Here is a 16,213-nt window from a genome sequence, read left to right as displayed (position 1 = left end):
TACTTTGAACCAGATTTTACTGGTTCTTTGCATTCCATACGTAAATCTGGCATAAGAGAGTTAACCTATTGTCGACCTTGAGTTTATTTAAGGAGCGAAAAATGAAAGTAAAAAAGACAATGCTGATGCCAATTGTCCTCGGCTTGTTTGTTTCGGCGTGTAGCACGTCGTCACGGGAAGAAACGACGTCTATGGTCGAATTGGCGCCTACTCAAGACATCGGTCAATCACAAGCGAGCGTTTCGGATAATAACGCCATTAACAATATCAATGCCGTTGTTAAAACAAATACAGTAGAAACTAATGCATTTGAAGAAGATTTAAAGAAGCAATTGGCCGCAAAGGTTGGACAAATTTCTCGATTAAATCGCCAGTTGGAAGAGAACAGGACACAGCTTACGGCGTTAAATCGGGCGTTAAACGAGAAAGATGCCATCATTGCGGATCTTCAAGACAAAATGGCCAAGGCAGAGACGACCAGTGCTGAGGCTTTGGCTGAGTTAGAACGCGAAAAAACGCTACGAGAGTCGCTAGAGTCCCGTTACGCGTCAATTCAGTTGCAGAACGATTCATTAAATCGTCGTGTTACTCAGCTCGAGAGTGAAAATGCCTTGTTGCAACAGCAGATAGCGCAACTGGAAATAATGCCAGCGTCTAAAGACGCACTGGAATACAAATACCAGTCATTATTGCGCGAACATACCCAGCTACAAAGCGAAAATGCCGAACTCGACAGTGATATTAATTTGACCCAGCAGTCATTACGTCAATTACGAGATGAAAATCTAACTTTAGGTGGTGCCTTGTCTGAAGCTAGGGCCCAGCATCAAATATTGTGGGATAAAATTCGTGAGCTAAACGATCGTAGTGCCTCCGCATCTAATCAGGGGCCTGACGTTGATCCGCTTAATATCGCAGAATCTTCTCAAGCTGATCTTGATCAAGAAACGTTAAATGTATCTGAACAGCGTCCATCAATACCGCAAGAGCAAACTCAGGTTCAGACTCAAGTGGCACCGGTTGACGACCAAGTAACAAGTACCCAGCTTGGATCTACATTGGTAGCGCCTGTGGTATTGCCATCTCCGCAAGTTGACCAAGCAAAACTGGAATTACACAATGAGAATGACAGAATTCGACGTCAACTGGCGCAGTTTCAAAACACCATTGACCTGCAAAAACGACTTATTGATGAATACAAAAAGGACGTACTTAAGCTTGAAGCAGCTCTAGATGAAGGTGCAGACTATGCCGCTAGATGGCAAGCGCTCGATACCAAGTTAGCGTTGGCGCAACAAACTAATACAGAGTTAAGGTCAAAGCTCAATGAGTCAGAGTCGGCTTTATTGACGTATCAGGCTGAGTTAGCAGCTATTACCACCCAGTTAGCACAAACACAAAGAGCCCTTGAGGCCAATGAAAATAACAGCATAACCATGGCTGCTGTAATGGACGCGCTGCAATCTCAGCTTGATGCTCGCTTAGTGGATGTTGAATGGCAGCTTCCTAATGAAATGGCACTTCACAATACGTTCGAGATATTGGTTTCCGCGCGTGTCGAGCCTGCATTAGGTGGCGTCATGTTCCAAGCGGAATTAGTGACAGACAGTGATATCCAGATGGTGAGCGACTCTGTGGTTGGGTCAGTCGTCCAAGGCGGGCGTCTACAGTGGCGCTGGCGTGTGTCAGGGTTAAATGAAAAACCCGATGCTCAGCTTAATTTATTTGTGAATCAGCAAATCAATTTTCAAGATCAAACCATCCAACGTCAAGTCTTTCGCGGTAATGAAAACCTCTCTTTAATCAATACCAATTTGTTTGAAAAGTATGGCTTCTGGCTTGGTGCAATTTTTCTTGGCCTAGTTGGTGGTTATTTAATTGGTCGCGTGAATCGCCGTTTAAACACCTCTCCCCGATAGCGGATAGCAACCAAGAGAAGGCGGATTCGTAACGCCTTCTCTTGGTTTTACCTCGCATCATTCAACTCCACATTATTATTTTTCAACGCGTTGATTGCGTCTTTTGGGTATAGTAGCTGGTATATACTTTTTTGAGGTAATTCCAGTGGTAAAGTCCGACTCGTATTCTATTATTGAAAAACGATTAGCTGAAAACGTATTGATCTTAGATGGCGCCATGGGCACCATGATTCAATCGTATAAATTAGAAGAAAAAGATTATCGCGGCGACCGTTTTGCGGATTGGAATAGTGACTTAAAAGGCAATAATGACCTGCTTTCTCTGACTCAGCCAAAGATCATAAAAGACATTTATTCCAGCTACCTTGCCGCTGGCGCCGATATCATTGAAACCAACACCTTCAACGCCAATTACATTTCCATGCTTGACTATCACATGGAAGAACTTAGCTACGAGCTTAATTTTGAATCCGCTCGTTTAGCGCGTGAAGCCGCAGACGAATTCACCAAACAAAATCCACACAAGCCACGTTTTGTTGCCGGTGCGGTTGGTCCGACTAGCCGTACTTGTACGATTTCCCCTGATGTGAACGACCCAGGGTTTCGTAACGTGCATTTTGATGAGCTTGTTGCGGCCTATACCACAGCGGTTGATGGCCTAATTAAGGGTGGCGTTGATATTATCCTTATCGAGACAATTTTCGATACATTGAATGCCAAAGCCGCTATTTACGCAGTATTAGATTATTTCGAAAAAACTGGCGTTCGTTACCCAATCATGATTTCAGGCACCATTACAGATGCTTCGGGCCGAACGTTATCAGGCCAAACCACGGAAGCCTTTTGGAACTCTATTTCTCATGCTAAGCCCATTTCTGTTGGATTAAACTGTGCTTTGGGGCCAAAAGAGCTGCGCCAATACGTTGAAGAACTTTCACGTATTGCGGATACGCATGTCTCTGCTCACCCTAACGCAGGCTTACCCAATGCATTTGGTGAGTACGATGAGTCACCAGAGGAAATGTTGGAAGAGATTCAGGGTTGGGTGGACTCAGGCTTTTTGAACATTATCGGTGGTTGCTGCGGTACGTCACCAGAACATATTGCTACCTTCGCCAAAGCCTTTGCTGATGCGGCGCCTCGTATTATTCCTGACATTGAAAAAGCGTGTCGTTTGTCCGGTCTAGAACCGTTTAATATTGATGGTAATAGCTTGTTCGTCAACGTCGGTGAACGTACCAACGTGACGGGCTCGGCGATGTTTAAGCGTCTTATCAAAGAAGGTGACTTTGATACTGCGCTGGATGTGGCACGCCAACAAGTGGAAAACGGCGCACAAATTATCGACATCAACATGGATGAAGGCATGTTGGATTCGCAGGCCGCCATGGAGCGTTTTCTTAAGCTTATCGCATCAGAACCTGATATTTCTCGTGTGCCAATCATGCTTGATTCTTCGAAATGGGAGATTTTAGAAGCTGGCTTGAAATGGATTCAAGGTAAAGGCGTGGTTAACTCTATCAGTATGAAAGAGGGCGAAGATAAGTTCCGCGAGCAAGCTCGTAAACTCATGAAATACGGCGCAGCCGTTATTGTCATGGCGTTTGATGAAGTCGGGCAAGCGGATACCCGTGCTCGCAAGATCGAGATTTGTCGCCGTTCGTATCATATTTTGGTTGATGAAGTCGGCTTTCCGCCAGAAGACATTATTTTCGATCCTAATATTTTTGCGATTGCCACTGGGATAGAAGAGCATAACCGTTACGCTTTAGACTTCATTGAGGCAACAGGCGACATTACTCGTGAATTGCCTTATGCCAAGGTATCGGGTGGTGTGTCGAACGTTTCTTTCTCGTTCCGGGGCAATAACCCTGTTCGCGAAGCGATTCACGCTGTGTTCTTATACCATGCCATTAAGCAGGGCATGACAATGGGGATTGTTAACGCGGGGCAGCTTGCGTTGTACGAAGATATTCCGCCTAAGCTGCGTAATGCGGTAGAGGACGCAGTACTGAACCGCACTCCCGATGCAACGGACAATCTACTTGCGATGGCGGGTGAATTTGCCGGCAATGGTGAAGTGGCTGAAAAAGAAACCCAAGAATGGCGCGGCTTACCAGTTTCTGATCGTCTTAGTCATGCACTTGTTAAAGGCATTACGGAATTTATTGATGAGGACACTGAAGAAGCTCGTCAATTATATGATCGTCCTTTAGAGGTCATTGAAGGGCCACTGATGGACGGTATGAGCATCGTTGGCGACTTGTTTGGATCTGGAAAGATGTTTTTGCCGCAGGTGGTGAAATCGGCCCGAGTAATGAAGAAGGCGGTTGCGTACTTGATGCCATTCATCGAGGAGGAAAAACTTCGCAACAAGGATACGGCCTCATCAAGCAATGGCAAAATTGTCATGGCGACGGTAAAGGGTGACGTACACGATATCGGTAAAAATATTGTGGGTGTCGTTCTTCAGTGCAACAACTTTGAAGTGATTGATCTTGGTGTCATGGTTTCGGCCGAAAAAATCTTGCGTACGGCGAAAGAAGAGGGCGCAGACATGATTGGCTTGTCAGGCTTGATCACGCCGTCACTCGATGAAATGGTGCACGTAGCGAAAGAAATGGAGCGCCAAGGATTTAATTTGCCCGTGATGATTGGTGGTGCCACTACATCAAAAGCGCATACAGCGGTAAAAATCGAACAAAATTACAAGCGTAATCAAGTGGTTCATGTCACTAACGCATCGCGTAGCGTCGGTGTGGCGAGTGCTCTATTGAGTAAAGATAAAGAGCGGCGTCAAAAATTTGTTGATGAAATTAAAGCCGATTACGAGAAAACGCGTATTCGTTATAAAGACAGAGCTAAAGCAGGCCGTCGAGTCTCGCTTGATAAAGCGCGTCAGAACAAACCACCTATTCAGTTCGATGGTCATGTTGTTCAACCTAAGAAATTGGGTGTGACTGTACTGACTGAAAAGGACATCGATCTTAACGTGGTTAAGGATTACATAGACTGGACGCCATTTTTCCAAACATGGGAATTGGCAGGCGCCTATCCGCGTATTCTCACTGATGAAGTGGTTGGGGTTGAGGCAACGCGTGTTTACCAAGACGCGTTAAAAATGCTCGACGAAGTGATAGCAACACAGTGCTTACAAGCTCGTGCTGTGGTGGGGTTATTTCCTGCCAATCAAGTGAATCACGATGATATCGAAATTTATGCGGATGAATCTCGCAGTGATGTGATTGAGCGCTTGTCTTTCCTTCGTATTCAGAATGAGCTCACCGCACCCGGTAAATACAATCACAGTTTAGCGGATTTTGTTGCACCAAAAGACAGTGGTGTCGCGGACTATATTGGCGCATTTGCTTGTGCGGCAGGCTTTGGTATTGATCCTTTGGTGGCGAAATATGAAGCCGATCATGATGATTACAACTCTATTATGATAAAAGCCGTCGCCGACCGATTAGCGGAAGCCACCGCAGAGTATTTACATAAAAAAGTGCGTAAAGAATTTTGGGGTTATGCTGAATCCGAAGCGCTAACCAATGAGCAATTGATCAAAGAGAAATACCAAGGTATTCGTCCAGCACCGGGCTATCCAGCGTGCCCTGATCACACAGAAAAGGCCAAGTTATGGACTCTATTGGATGTGAAAGATAAAATTGATATGGAAATTACGGAAAGCTTCGCAATGTTACCGACCGCAGCGGTGAGTGGTTGGTATTTTGCGCACCCAGAGGCAACGTATTTTGGGGTAGGGAAGATAGGTCCTGACCAAGTTGACGATTACGCCAAGCGTAAAGGTATGTCTAAAGACGATGCTGAGCGCTGGCTGGCGCCGAATTTAGGGTACGATCCAGAAGATGATCGTATTTAAATACAGTAGGGCGCAGTATTACTCAACTTAACGACTTTAATGAATATGACAGCGCAAAGGATTAAGTATTTTTATGACAAAAGCGATCAAAGACCCAGAAAAGCACAAGGTGCGCATGCAAGCCATTAAGTCACACGTGGACAAGCGCATTGCTAAAGCTCAAGAAGACAAAGGTACTTTTGTTTTGTTAACCGGCAATGGTAAAGGCAAGTCCAGCTCTGCCCTAGGTATGGTCGCTCGTGCTTTAGGGCATGGTATGAAGGTAGGTGTGGTGCAGTTTTTGAAGGGCGAATGGAATACGGGTGAAATCGACTTTTTCAAGCAGCAACCTAATGTTCAGTGGGAAATTATGCCGGCTGGCTTCACGTGGGAAACACAAAACCGTGAGTCTGATGTGGCTTCTTCTCTGCAAGCATGGGAGAAAGCCTCGGCGATGTTGTCTGATGACAGCATCGATTTAGTGGTACTAGATGAATTAACTTACTTGCTGCATTACGAGTATTTGAACGAAGACGAAGTGCTTGAAGCGCTAATGAAACGTCCCGAAAATCAGCATCTCGTGGTGACAGGGCGTGGTGCAAGTAGTGCCTTAGTAGAGTTGGCGGACACAGTAAGTGAAATAAAAGAAGTAAAGCATGCCTTCAAAAGAGGAATAAAAGCGCAAAAAGGGCTGGAGTTCTAAACGGGCATTATTTATATTGTTTGTCCTTTGCAACGAAGGGGAGTCTTTTTCTCCCATTATTTATTATCAAATAAAAAGAGGTTTTTATGGCGACCATTGAGCGCATGGAAGTAGGTCAACGCATGAGTCGAATCGTTAAGCACAACGAGACGGTGTATTTGTGTGGCCAAGTTGGCGCAGATGCAAATACAGACATAGCAGAGCAAACTAGAACCATGCTTGAAAAAGTAGATGCCCTACTAGATCAGGCTGGATCAGATCGTTCCAGTATATTATCTGCTACGATTTACCTACGTGACATGAAAGATTTTGCTGCTATGAATGCTGTTTGGGATGCCTGGATACCTGAAGGTCATGCGCCAGCACGCGCCTGTGTAGAGGCTAGAATGGCCCGTCAAGAACTGCTGGTTGAAATCTCTGTTGTTGCAGCAGTCGGTTAATAGAGCGAAACGGCTATAAAACAAGTTGAATGAAAGATTATTTCGTCGGCTTGTTTTATAGTTTTTTATCGTATTATTTAAGCGATTTTTTATTAATCGCGACATCATTTTCTACCAAAGCATTGCTTAGTTCGCGTATGGTTCTACCCATGTCTCTGGCAAGATTCATTAATAAAATGCCAAAGTCAAATGGATGGCGGTCGTGAAAATCACTGAATACATCGCTGGATACTTCGACTAGGATGCCGCTTTTTACGGCTACCAAGCTCCCCACTCTTTGATGAAGTGCAATCATGGACACAAAGCCTATGGCTTCGCCAAAGTAGATTGTCCGTGTAAGCCTTTTTTTACTGTCATGTTGTTTGTAAAAATCTAGCTCACCCTCTAAAACCACATAAAAACTGTTGCCTTTGTCTCCATACGCAAAGATCTCATCGTCTTTCTCAAAGGTATGAAGCTTTCCTTGATCTAGTAAAAATTGAATGCCACTGTCTGATAGGGCGCCAAAAATAGAAGCATTTTTTAAACGAGAGAGTGATAGGGCGTCACTGAGTTTTTTGTTGGGTGTTTTTAATGTGACGGGATTCATAATAGCCGCCTTATTGTTATGGGTTATGACAAGATGACGACCAAAAACGAGTTTTCTTTATAGTAAATGATATTTCTTATTAGCAAATTAATGTGAAAACGCCTTTTGAGTGTCAAAACATGGAATTTCGGTTCATTCCTCTATTTTTAAGATAGTCCCTGCAGGCTTTTTTTTCTAATAATGATTTTCACGCTTAAAGACAGTCATGCATCTGTGCGATAATAAGGCAATCTATATTACTCTCAGTGCATCTTGTATTGGGAATCCATCATTCACATCATGATAAACGGAAGAATACTTTGTTAACGACGGCTAATATCACCATGCAATTTGGTGCGAAACCTCTTTTTGAAAACGTGTCTGTTAAGTTTGGTGAAGGCAAACGCTACGGTCTTATTGGCGCCAATGGCTGCGGTAAGTCAACGTTTATGAAAATTCTGGGTGGCGACCTAGAACCAAGCTCAGGTAACGTCTCTAAAGACCCTAATGAACGTCTTGGTAAGTTAAAACAAGATCAATTTGCTTTCGAAGAGTATTCCGTTATTGATACCGTCATCATGGGACACACTGAGCTTTGGGCAATAAAAGCAGAAAAAGATGCGATTTACGCGAATCCCGAAATGACAGAAGCGGATGGTCTGCGCGCTGGGGATTTAGAGGCGGAATTTGCTGAAATGGATGGCTATACGGCCGATGCTCGTGCCGGTGAATTGCTGTTAGGCGTGGGGATTCCTACTGAACAGCACTACGGTCTAATGAGCGAAGTGGCGCCTGGCTTGAAGCTTCGTGTGTTGCTTGCCCAAGCCCTTTTCTCAGACCCTGAAATACTCCTGCTGGACGAGCCAACCAACAACCTTGATATCAATACCATACGTTGGTTAGAGGGGGTTTTGGTGGAGCGCAACTGCACCATGATTATCATTTCCCATGACCGCCACTTCCTAAACTCGGTCTGCACTAACATGGCGGACTTAGATTACGGCGAGTTGCGTTTATTTTCTGGCAACTACGACGAATATATGACGGCCGCTACTCAGGCTCGTGAGCGTTTGTTGTCAGATAATGCAAAGAAAAAAGCGCAGATTAGCGAGTTAAAGTCGTTTGTCAGTCGTTTCTCGGCAAATGCGTCAAAGTCTAAGCAAGCGACTTCTCGTGCTAAGCAAATTGATAAAATTCAGCTTGAAGACGTTAAACCGTCGAGCCGCCAAAATCCTTTCATCCGATTCGAGCAAGCGAAAAAACTTCACCGCACGGCTGTACAGATTGAAAATGTGGCAAAGTCTTACGATGAAGTTTTATTTAGCGGTTTAAACATGATGGTTGAAGTAGGCGAGCGCATTGCCGTTATCGGGCCAAATGGTATCGGTAAAACCACCCTACTAAAATGCCTTGTTGGTGACACTGAGCTTACAAAAGGTCATGTAAAATGGTCTGAAAATGCCAATATTGGCTATTATGCACAGGATCATCACCATGAATTCGAAGAAGACGTTGATCTCATTGAGTGGATGTCACAATGGGGTCAAGAGGGTGATGATGAGCAGATTATTCGTGGTACTTTGGGGCGTTTGTTGTTCTCACAAAACGACATTAAAAAATCCGTTAAAGTCCTGTCCGGTGGTGAGCAAGGCCGGATGTTGTTCGGTAAGCTAATGCTGCAAAAACCCAACGTATTGGTCATGGATGAACCAACGAACCATATGGACATGGAATCCATCGAATCGCTGAACCTTGCCCTTGAGAATTACCCTGGTACGTTAATTTTCGTCAGCCATGACCGCGAATTTGTTTCGTCTCTGGCTTCTCGAATTGTCGAAGTGACAAGCGACGGAATTGTCGATTTCCACGGTACTTACGATGAGTACTTAGCGAAGCAACAGTCTTAAGGTAATAAGACTGTTTCTGCCGTAATCATTCAAATACAAGAAACTCATTGAAAAAGGAAAGTCATTTGGCTTTCCTTTTTTATTGTTTTGATGAAGAGGGTGTTGTGAATCGCTGCTGTGGGCCGATTATCGCCTGTCGACGTAAGAATGGGCTTCTTGATATTCTAGTATTTCGACATCATCTCCTACTTGAATCGTGCCTTTATTGAGTGCAACAAGATTAATGCCAAAGGTAATGCCCTTATCTTCAAGTAGTCGAAATTTACCCAGTGTTTTTAAAGGTTCGCCCTTAGGAATGCGCTCTGCTGTTTGCGGATTCAAGGTCGTAAAAATACAGCGAATGCAGGGTTTGACGTTTTCAAATAGAACAGATCCTATTCGGATTCGCTTCCACTTGTCTTCCTCAAAAGCGTGATTGCCACAAATCACAAGGTTAGGCCGAAACTGAGCCATTTTAATGCTTTGAGTGCAGGTGCGATTTAATTCGCTGAGAGAGGATTCTGTTGTCAGCAAAAAAGGGTAGCCGTCTGCAAAACCAACGGGGACATCTGGCTTTCGATGGGTAAAGCGTCGTGATGCGTCTCCGAAATGCACCAGCTTTACGTCTTCGCCAGCGATTTGACTAAACCATAAGTTCGCGGTCTCTGCCGTGAATTGTGCTTTTACAGCGTCTTCCCAGACCACAATATCGGTATATACATCAAAAAAGCTGGCCTTATCTAATAGCAAATCCGTCTTCATAGTGGGGTGCGAGAATCGCCAACGGCTGTCATCGAGTTGTTTGCCGGCGATTAATGTAATTTGCGGGTGAGTGCGCCCCGTTATAATCTCGCCAACGGGATTGATGAGCGTATATCGACGATCTCCCCAAAGACCGGAGTCGACGACTTGGCTAGACGTTAAAGTGATGCCTTGAGTGGATTTAACAGGGTAAATGACAAGTTCGCTGAGACAATACAAGGCAAGTTCCTTTTTTAAATGAAAGAGTATTATTGCTCAGTACAGCGTTCATTCCAATAAAAAAGCCTCAGAATATGTCTATTCTGAGGCTATTATTGTCTATTTTAAGTCACGCTACATTGGACGATATTACAAGTAGTATGAAGCCAATGGTGGGAAGCCATTAAATTCAACAGCGCTGTAAGTGGTTGTGTAAGCGCCTGTCGATAACCAATACATCTTATCGCCAATAGCCAAGTTCAGGGGTAAACCATACTTGTAGTTCTCATACATGATGTCTGCACTGTCACACGTTGGCCCAGCAATAATCACTTCTTCAAGCTCACCGCCTTTCTCGACGTAGATTGGGTACTTAATAGATTCGTCCAAGGTTTCAATCAAACCAGAAAACTTACCCACGTCAGTAAATACCCAGCGGTTAAGTGCCGTATGAGATTTACGTGAAATCAATACCACTTCACTGACCAAAACACCCGCATTTGAGATCAAGGAGCGGCCTGGCTCCAGAATGATACGAGGCAGCTTGCTACCAAAATCTTCTTCTAGAAAGCGGGAGATCTCTTCCGCATACGTAGAAAGCTCATTGGTACGAGCGATATAGTTGGCAGGGAATCCGCCTCCCATATTGATCATTTCTAATTCAATATTGTCCTCTTCTTTTAAGCGCTCAAAGATAACTTTGACACTCGCAATGGCTGCGTCCCAGGCACCGATGTCGCGCTGCTGTGAGCCAACATGGAAAGAAATGCCATAAGGTATTAGGCCTAATTCTTTTGCTAAAATCAGCAAGTCCATTGCCATATCAGGGCGGCAACCAAATTTACGAGATAAAGGCCAATCAGCGGTTACGGTGCCTTCCGTTAGAATGCGAACATAAACGCGAGATCCTGGGGCTGCTTTAGCAATGTTGCGTAAATCGGCTTCTGAATCGGTTGCAAACATACGCACACCTTTTTCATAAAAGTAGCGTACATCTTTGGCTTTTTTAATGGTGTTGCCATAGCTAACACGATCAGGAGAAACATCACCAATGGCAAGAAGTTTGTCCAATTCATAGCGAGAAGCGACATCGAAATTTGAGCCGCGATCACGCAGAAGAGTCAATATTTCTGGTGCTGGATTCGCTTTTATCGCATAAAAAATGTCTGCGATAGGGAAACCCTTGGTTAGCTCAGTATAAGCTTCGTCAATGATTTCCGTATCAATCACGACAAAAGGGGTTTCTTTGGTTTCAGCAAAGGCTTTAAAACGAGCAAAACGCTCTGGAGTGTAGAAAGAATTAACGTCGATAGTCATGGGCAAAAAGCTCCTTAATTATGCAAAACATAAACCGATTATAAAAAGTAAACGCCTTTACTTTAACACGCCCTACTTATGGCTGTAACTTATCCGGCTCTGTGGCCTTAAGCGACTAGCGCAGCAGTTGAAGCGGTGCGGATTATGTTCAGCAACGACGCGGGCGAAATTTAATGCCCTAGCGGTCCATGGTCAAGTATTTTTACGCTCACGAATAAAAAAAAGGCCTATACGGCCTTTTTTAAAGTGTGTTTGCTTACGCTGTTCTATTTTGTAGTGTGTGAACACCGCTTCCAAGGATTAACGCGAGGATAAAATATACGCCTTCACTTGGATTATTGACCAAGGCCGTGAGTCCAGGGCCTGGGCAATAGCCACTTAATCCCCAACCTATGCCAAACAAAGTCGCCCCTACAATCAACTTGGAGTCTATGTGCTTTAACGTCGGAACATACCACTTATCAGCAAAAAGAGGTTTTATTCTTTTGTTTTTAATCCAGTAACCAAGCATACCGACGGAGATAGCACTTGCCATCACGATAATCAGGGATGGGTTCCAATTGCCAAAGATGTCTAAAAAGCCAATGACGACAGCTGGGTTGGTCATCTCAGAAAAAGCCAGCCCTAAACCAAATATTAAGCCTGCAACCAGTGAAATAATAGCGTGCATATTGACCTCTCTAACTAACAATGGCGACTGTGATAATGGCCGCCGCCATAAAAATGACGGTGGCAACAATTGAGCGTGGAGATAAGCGTGAAATACCGCAAACACCATGCCCACTTGTACAGCCACCCCCTAATCGAGTGCCATACCCTACCAAGAGTCCAGAAAGAGTGAGTAGGAGAGGGCTTCGAGTTTCAGGGAAAGCAACGGTTTGTTCAGTAAGTACGCCATAGGCACTGCCACCTATTATTAGGCCAGCGATAAACAGAAAGGGCAGCAAGCGCCCTTTGGTGAATAAAAGCTGTGAAAATATACCACTAATGCCAATGACACGACCTGTGGTAAGTAGGTAGGCAGTGGCTGTTAGTCCAATCAATAGTCCCCCGACAAGCGGGTTAAAAATAGTATCCATATTCCATTCCTCGTAATTATATAAGAATATTCTAATCTATAATTATCAGGTAAGTCTAATGTAATTATGTGCAACAAAAGAAATTTATGCGATACAAGAGTTCGTCATGCTTTATCTCCTGGTCTAGCTTATGTATGGTGTTTTTATTTGGCTCTTTGCCAGTCTGCTAGCGCTTATGCTCGTTCTATGAGAGCAGATAATGGAGATCTTATGTTTAACACGATAAAGAACTTATTCAGTACACCTGTCAGGGACGATCTTGCTATGTCATATCAAACAGCGGTCGCTTCGTTACTTATTGAGGTTATGTTGGCCGATCATCATGTTGACGAAGCAGAAGAAAAACAGATCAAGGCTGTTTTGCGCGACGTGAGTGAGTTGGGCGATGATATTGATGGCTTGTTTACAGAAGCGCGCTCTGGTGTAGAGCAGGCTCATGACTTATATCAATTTACGAAAGTGATCAATGACGTGGCGTCATTAGATCAAAAAATGGAATTACTGAGGGGTTTGTGGCGAGTTGCTTTGTCTGACGGAGAAGTAGACGCTCATGAAGATGTAAGAATTCGACGTATCAGTGAGCTGCTGTTTTTGTCCCATTCAGAGTTTATTCAGGCGAAACTCTATGTCCAAGCTGAATACAAAAAAGAGTAAAAAAACGCGACCAAGGTCGCGTTTTTAATGACTACTCTTTAATACTTAAGCCGAGAAGTTTGCCGCTGCAAATTCCCAGTTAGCCAGTGCCCAGAAACCTTTAAGGTAATCAGGGCGAACATTGCGGTAATCAATGTAGTAAGCATGTTCCCACAGATCAACCGTGATAATGGCTGTTTGGCCATTAGTCATGGGTGTGCCGGCATTGCTTGTGTTGACGATTTCTAGAGAGCCGTCAGCATTTTTAACTAACCAAGTCCAGCTAGAGCCAAAGTTGTTCACCGCTTTATCTTCAAATGCTGCTTGGAATTCTGCAAAAGACCCCCACTTTGCGTTGATAGCGTCTGCTAGAGCACCTGTTGGCTCACCGCCGCCGTTAGGGCTTAGGCTGTGCCAGAAAAAGGTATGATTCCAGATCTGAGCCGCATTGTTGAATACTGGACCAGCAGGAGCCGATGCGATGATTTCTTCAAGTGACTTATTTTCGTATTCGGATCCTGGAACCAAGCCGTTTAGTTTCACAACATAGGTGTTGTGGTGCTTGCCGTGATGGTACTCAAGCGTCTCAACGGACATGTGTGGTTCTAGTGCGTCTTTAGCATAAGGAAGAGCGGGTAATTCAAAAGACATTTAAATTCTCCTTGCTTTTTATTAACGAAAAATGCTTGTTATCAAGCAGTTAATGGTGCTTATATAGTAGCACCGAACGTTTTAAGATAATATTCTTTAGACCTGTTCTATACGAACTTTTCCATTTCATTTATAAAAGCGACTAAAAAGTATTTCCATGCGAAAAGACGATGATATTGAGATCCCCAGCCTGACTCTGGATCAAGATGAAGTCAGAGATAAGAGGCCTAATGCTACCAGTGCTCCTAAAGCACGCCCTGCGAACCCTACTCCGACTAAGCCTGCTCATGCACCAAGTGTTGTTTATAAAAAGGCGAATCTAACTGGAGTGTACATACTGCTTTTCTTAATCTTGTGTGCTTCTGCTGGTGCGGGCTATTGGCTATGGCAGCAAAATATGCAGCTGCGCAATGAGTTATACGGCGCTAAAAACGAAATACAGAATTTAGATCATCAGCTAATTGCTGCAGACGTGTCGGCAAATAGACAAGGTGAGACTTTAGAAGAAACACTCAATACGCATGCGAGTGAAATCCGAAAACTGTGGGGCGTGTCTTATGACACCAACCGTAAAGCCATATCGGGTAACACGGCGGCGCTTGAAGAGGTGCAGAAAAAGTTAGCTGATCTTAGAGAGACGGTTTCGACACAATCCAAACGCATAGCCATTCAAGCTGACGCCTTTAGTGATGTAGAAGTAAATTACAATAAATTGCTTCCTTCCGTTGCGGCTATTGAAAAGACGATGGGGGAGAATTCAAGTCAAATTAACAGCTTAGCAGCTAAGCAGGTGTCTCTAGATGATCTTTTAGCGGCACAAGCGGGTCAGAACGAGGCGCAAACGCTGAGTTTAGAACAAGTTAATCAACAACTAAGCGAGTTGAGTACAAAACTGGTAGCGCTTGAAAAGCAAATTGCGGCGACACAGAATACCGTTGACGTATCCAGTGTTCAGCAAACTTTGGATAAGCATCAAGAAGCCATTGATTCAATTGATGCTTTTCGACAGCAGATTCTTTCTGAGACAAATCGTTTAACAAAGCAAATTAACCAATTGATTATAGAACAACAATTTGGTGGTTGATTCTGGCTGCTGTTACTAAGATCCATAAGAGCCCTCTGTAAGAGGGCTTTTTTTTGCGATTTTAAAGATTCGAGAGTGTTACTTGATGATGGTTTTTTAATATGCATATTCTACTAAAGTCTAGATGAGTGGGTTTTTATAACCTAAAGGCATGTTATAGTGCAAAAAATGCTGAAGCCTGACAAGAGATGGGAAATTATGACAGAGGCAAGACTGACTCACCTAAAACAGCTAGAAGCCGAGAGTATTCATATTATTCGTGAAGTGGCGGCGGAATTTGATAACCCGGTAATGCTGTATTCCATTGGCAAAGATTCAGCCGTGATGCTGCATCTTGCTATGAAAGCGTTTTATCCTGGTAAGCCGCCTTTTCCACTGATGCATGTGGATACAGGTTGGAAGTTTAAAGAAATGATTACCTTTCGCGATGAGATGGTAGCGAAGCTCGGTTTGGAGCTGATTGTTCATCAAAACCAAGAGGGTATTGCTCAAGGTGTGGGGCCGTTTACTCACGGTAGTTCAAAACACACCGATGTGATGAAAACCCAAGCATTAAAGCAAGCATTAGACAAATACGGCTTTGATGCCGCCTTTGGGGGAGCTCGTCGCGATGAGGAGAAGTCTCGTGCTAAAGAGCGTGTGTACTCTTTTCGTGATAAGCAGCATCGTTGGGACCCGAAAAACCAACGTCCTGAGCTATGGAATATCTACAACGGCAAAGTAAACAAAGGCGAAAGTATCCGTGTTTTCCCATTGTCTAATTGGACTGAACTGGATATCTGGCAATATATTTATTTAGAAAGTATCCCAATTGTTCCATTGTATTTCTCTGAAAAGCGCCCTGTTGTTGAGCGTGACGGTACGCTCATCATGGTGGACGATGAGCGTATGCCATTAAACGGTGAAGTGCCAGAAATGAAATCAGTACGTTTTCGCACTTTAGGCTGCTACCCACTTACGGGGGCTGTTGAATCGGAAGCGGCGTCATTACCTGAAATTATTCAGGAGATGTTACTCACCAGAAGTTCAGAGCGCCAAGGGCGAATGATTGACCATGATTCATCAGGATCAATGGAAGAGAAGAAGAAACAGGGTTATTTCTAAGTTTGGAGTA

At 44.1% G+C, this 16,213-nt stretch carries 14 protein-coding genes; 8 read left to right on the top strand and 6 right to left on the bottom strand.

Translation table 11 applies throughout. The annotated features are described in order from the left end of the window. Window positions 1-101: 101 nt before the first annotated feature. The 4 genes from EBI00_RS11195 (at window position 102) to EBI00_RS11180 (ending at window position 6,921) form a co-directional block, all read left to right on the top strand. Window positions 102-1,919 (top strand): coiled-coil domain-containing protein, encoded by a 1,818-nt coding sequence (locus EBI00_RS11195; protein WP_123096020.1) that lies wholly within the window; start codon window positions 102-104, stop codon window positions 1,917-1,919. 145 nt (window positions 1,920-2,064) lie between these two features. Beyond that, a complete protein-coding gene (metH, locus tag EBI00_RS11190) occupies window positions 2,065-5,799 on the top strand; it encodes a methionine synthase (protein ID WP_123096019.1) in 3,735 nt (1,244 codons plus the stop codon). Window positions 5,800-5,872: 73 nt separating this feature from the next. Next, a complete protein-coding gene (gene cobO, locus EBI00_RS11185; protein ID WP_123096018.1) occupies window positions 5,873-6,481 on the top strand; it encodes a cob(I)yrinic acid a,c-diamide adenosyltransferase in 609 nt (202 codons plus the stop codon). Between the two features lie 86 nt (window positions 6,482-6,567). After that, a complete protein-coding gene (locus EBI00_RS11180; protein WP_123096017.1) occupies window positions 6,568-6,921 on the top strand; it encodes a RidA family protein in 354 nt (117 codons plus the stop codon). Window positions 6,922-6,994: 73 nt separating this feature from the next. On the opposite strand, the gene EBI00_RS11175 is transcribed toward EBI00_RS11180, so the two are convergent. Beyond that, window positions 6,995-7,510 (bottom strand): cyclic nucleotide-binding domain-containing protein, encoded by a 516-nt coding sequence (locus tag EBI00_RS11175; RefSeq protein ID WP_123096016.1) that lies wholly within the window; start codon window positions 7,508-7,510, stop codon window positions 6,995-6,997. A gap of 299 nt (window positions 7,511-7,809) precedes the next feature. On the opposite strand from EBI00_RS11175, the gene EBI00_RS11170 reads away from it, so the two are divergent. Next, complete coding sequence (locus tag EBI00_RS11170) at window positions 7,810-9,396, top strand: ABC-F family ATPase (protein ID WP_123096015.1); 1,587 nt, start codon at window positions 7,810-7,812, stop codon at window positions 9,394-9,396. 126 nt (window positions 9,397-9,522) lie between these two features. On the opposite strand, the gene EBI00_RS11165 is transcribed toward EBI00_RS11170, so the two are convergent. The 4 genes from EBI00_RS11165 to EBI00_RS11150 all read right to left on the bottom strand — a co-directional run bounded on the left by EBI00_RS11165 (window position 9,523) and on the right by EBI00_RS11150 (window position 12,731). Beyond that, window positions 9,523-10,356, bottom strand: a complete 834-nt coding sequence (locus EBI00_RS11165; protein ID WP_123096014.1) for an MOSC domain-containing protein — start codon at window positions 10,354-10,356, stop codon at window positions 9,523-9,525. Window positions 10,357-10,485: 129 nt separating this feature from the next. Next, window positions 10,486-11,652 (bottom strand): type III PLP-dependent enzyme, encoded by a 1,167-nt coding sequence (locus tag EBI00_RS11160; protein WP_123096013.1) that lies wholly within the window; start codon window positions 11,650-11,652, stop codon window positions 10,486-10,488. A gap of 256 nt (window positions 11,653-11,908) precedes the next feature. Continuing rightward, window positions 11,909-12,322 (bottom strand): DUF6691 family protein, encoded by a 414-nt coding sequence (locus tag EBI00_RS11155; RefSeq protein WP_123096012.1) that lies wholly within the window; start codon window positions 12,320-12,322, stop codon window positions 11,909-11,911. A gap of 10 nt (window positions 12,323-12,332) precedes the next feature. Further along, window positions 12,333-12,731, bottom strand: coding sequence for a YeeE/YedE family protein (locus EBI00_RS11150; RefSeq protein WP_123096011.1), 399 nt, complete (start codon window positions 12,729-12,731; stop codon window positions 12,333-12,335). A 210-nt stretch (window positions 12,732-12,941) separates the two neighbouring features. Here EBI00_RS11150 and EBI00_RS11145 point away from each other — a divergent pair, with 210 nt between their 5' ends. Further along, window positions 12,942-13,385, top strand: coding sequence for a tellurite resistance TerB family protein (locus EBI00_RS11145; protein ID WP_123096010.1), 444 nt, complete (start codon window positions 12,942-12,944; stop codon window positions 13,383-13,385). A 45-nt stretch (window positions 13,386-13,430) separates the two neighbouring features. On the opposite strand, the gene EBI00_RS11140 is transcribed toward EBI00_RS11145, so the two are convergent. Then, on the bottom strand, window positions 13,431-14,015 hold the full coding sequence (locus EBI00_RS11140; protein WP_123096009.1) for a superoxide dismutase: 585 nt from the start codon (window positions 14,013-14,015) through the stop codon (window positions 13,431-13,433). 157 nt (window positions 14,016-14,172) lie between these two features. On the opposite strand from EBI00_RS11140, the gene EBI00_RS11135 reads away from it, so the two are divergent. Both EBI00_RS11135 and cysD read left to right on the top strand, forming a co-directional pair. After that, window positions 14,173-15,099, top strand: a complete 927-nt coding sequence (locus EBI00_RS11135; protein WP_123096008.1) for a hypothetical protein — start codon at window positions 14,173-14,175, stop codon at window positions 15,097-15,099. Between the two features lie 198 nt (window positions 15,100-15,297). Beyond that, window positions 15,298-16,203 carry a sulfate adenylyltransferase subunit CysD gene (gene cysD / locus EBI00_RS11130; protein WP_123096116.1) on the top strand — a complete coding sequence of 302 codons (906 nt, stop codon included), beginning with the start codon at window positions 15,298-15,300 and terminating at the stop codon, window positions 16,201-16,203. The last annotated feature ends 10 nt before the right edge of the window (window positions 16,204-16,213 follow it).

It is taken from the genome of Marinomonas hwangdonensis (assembly GCF_003721245.1).
GTDB lineage: Bacteria > Pseudomonadota > Gammaproteobacteria > Pseudomonadales > Marinomonadaceae > Marinomonas > Marinomonas hwangdonensis.
This window is presented reverse-complemented; position numbering and strand designations above follow the sequence as displayed.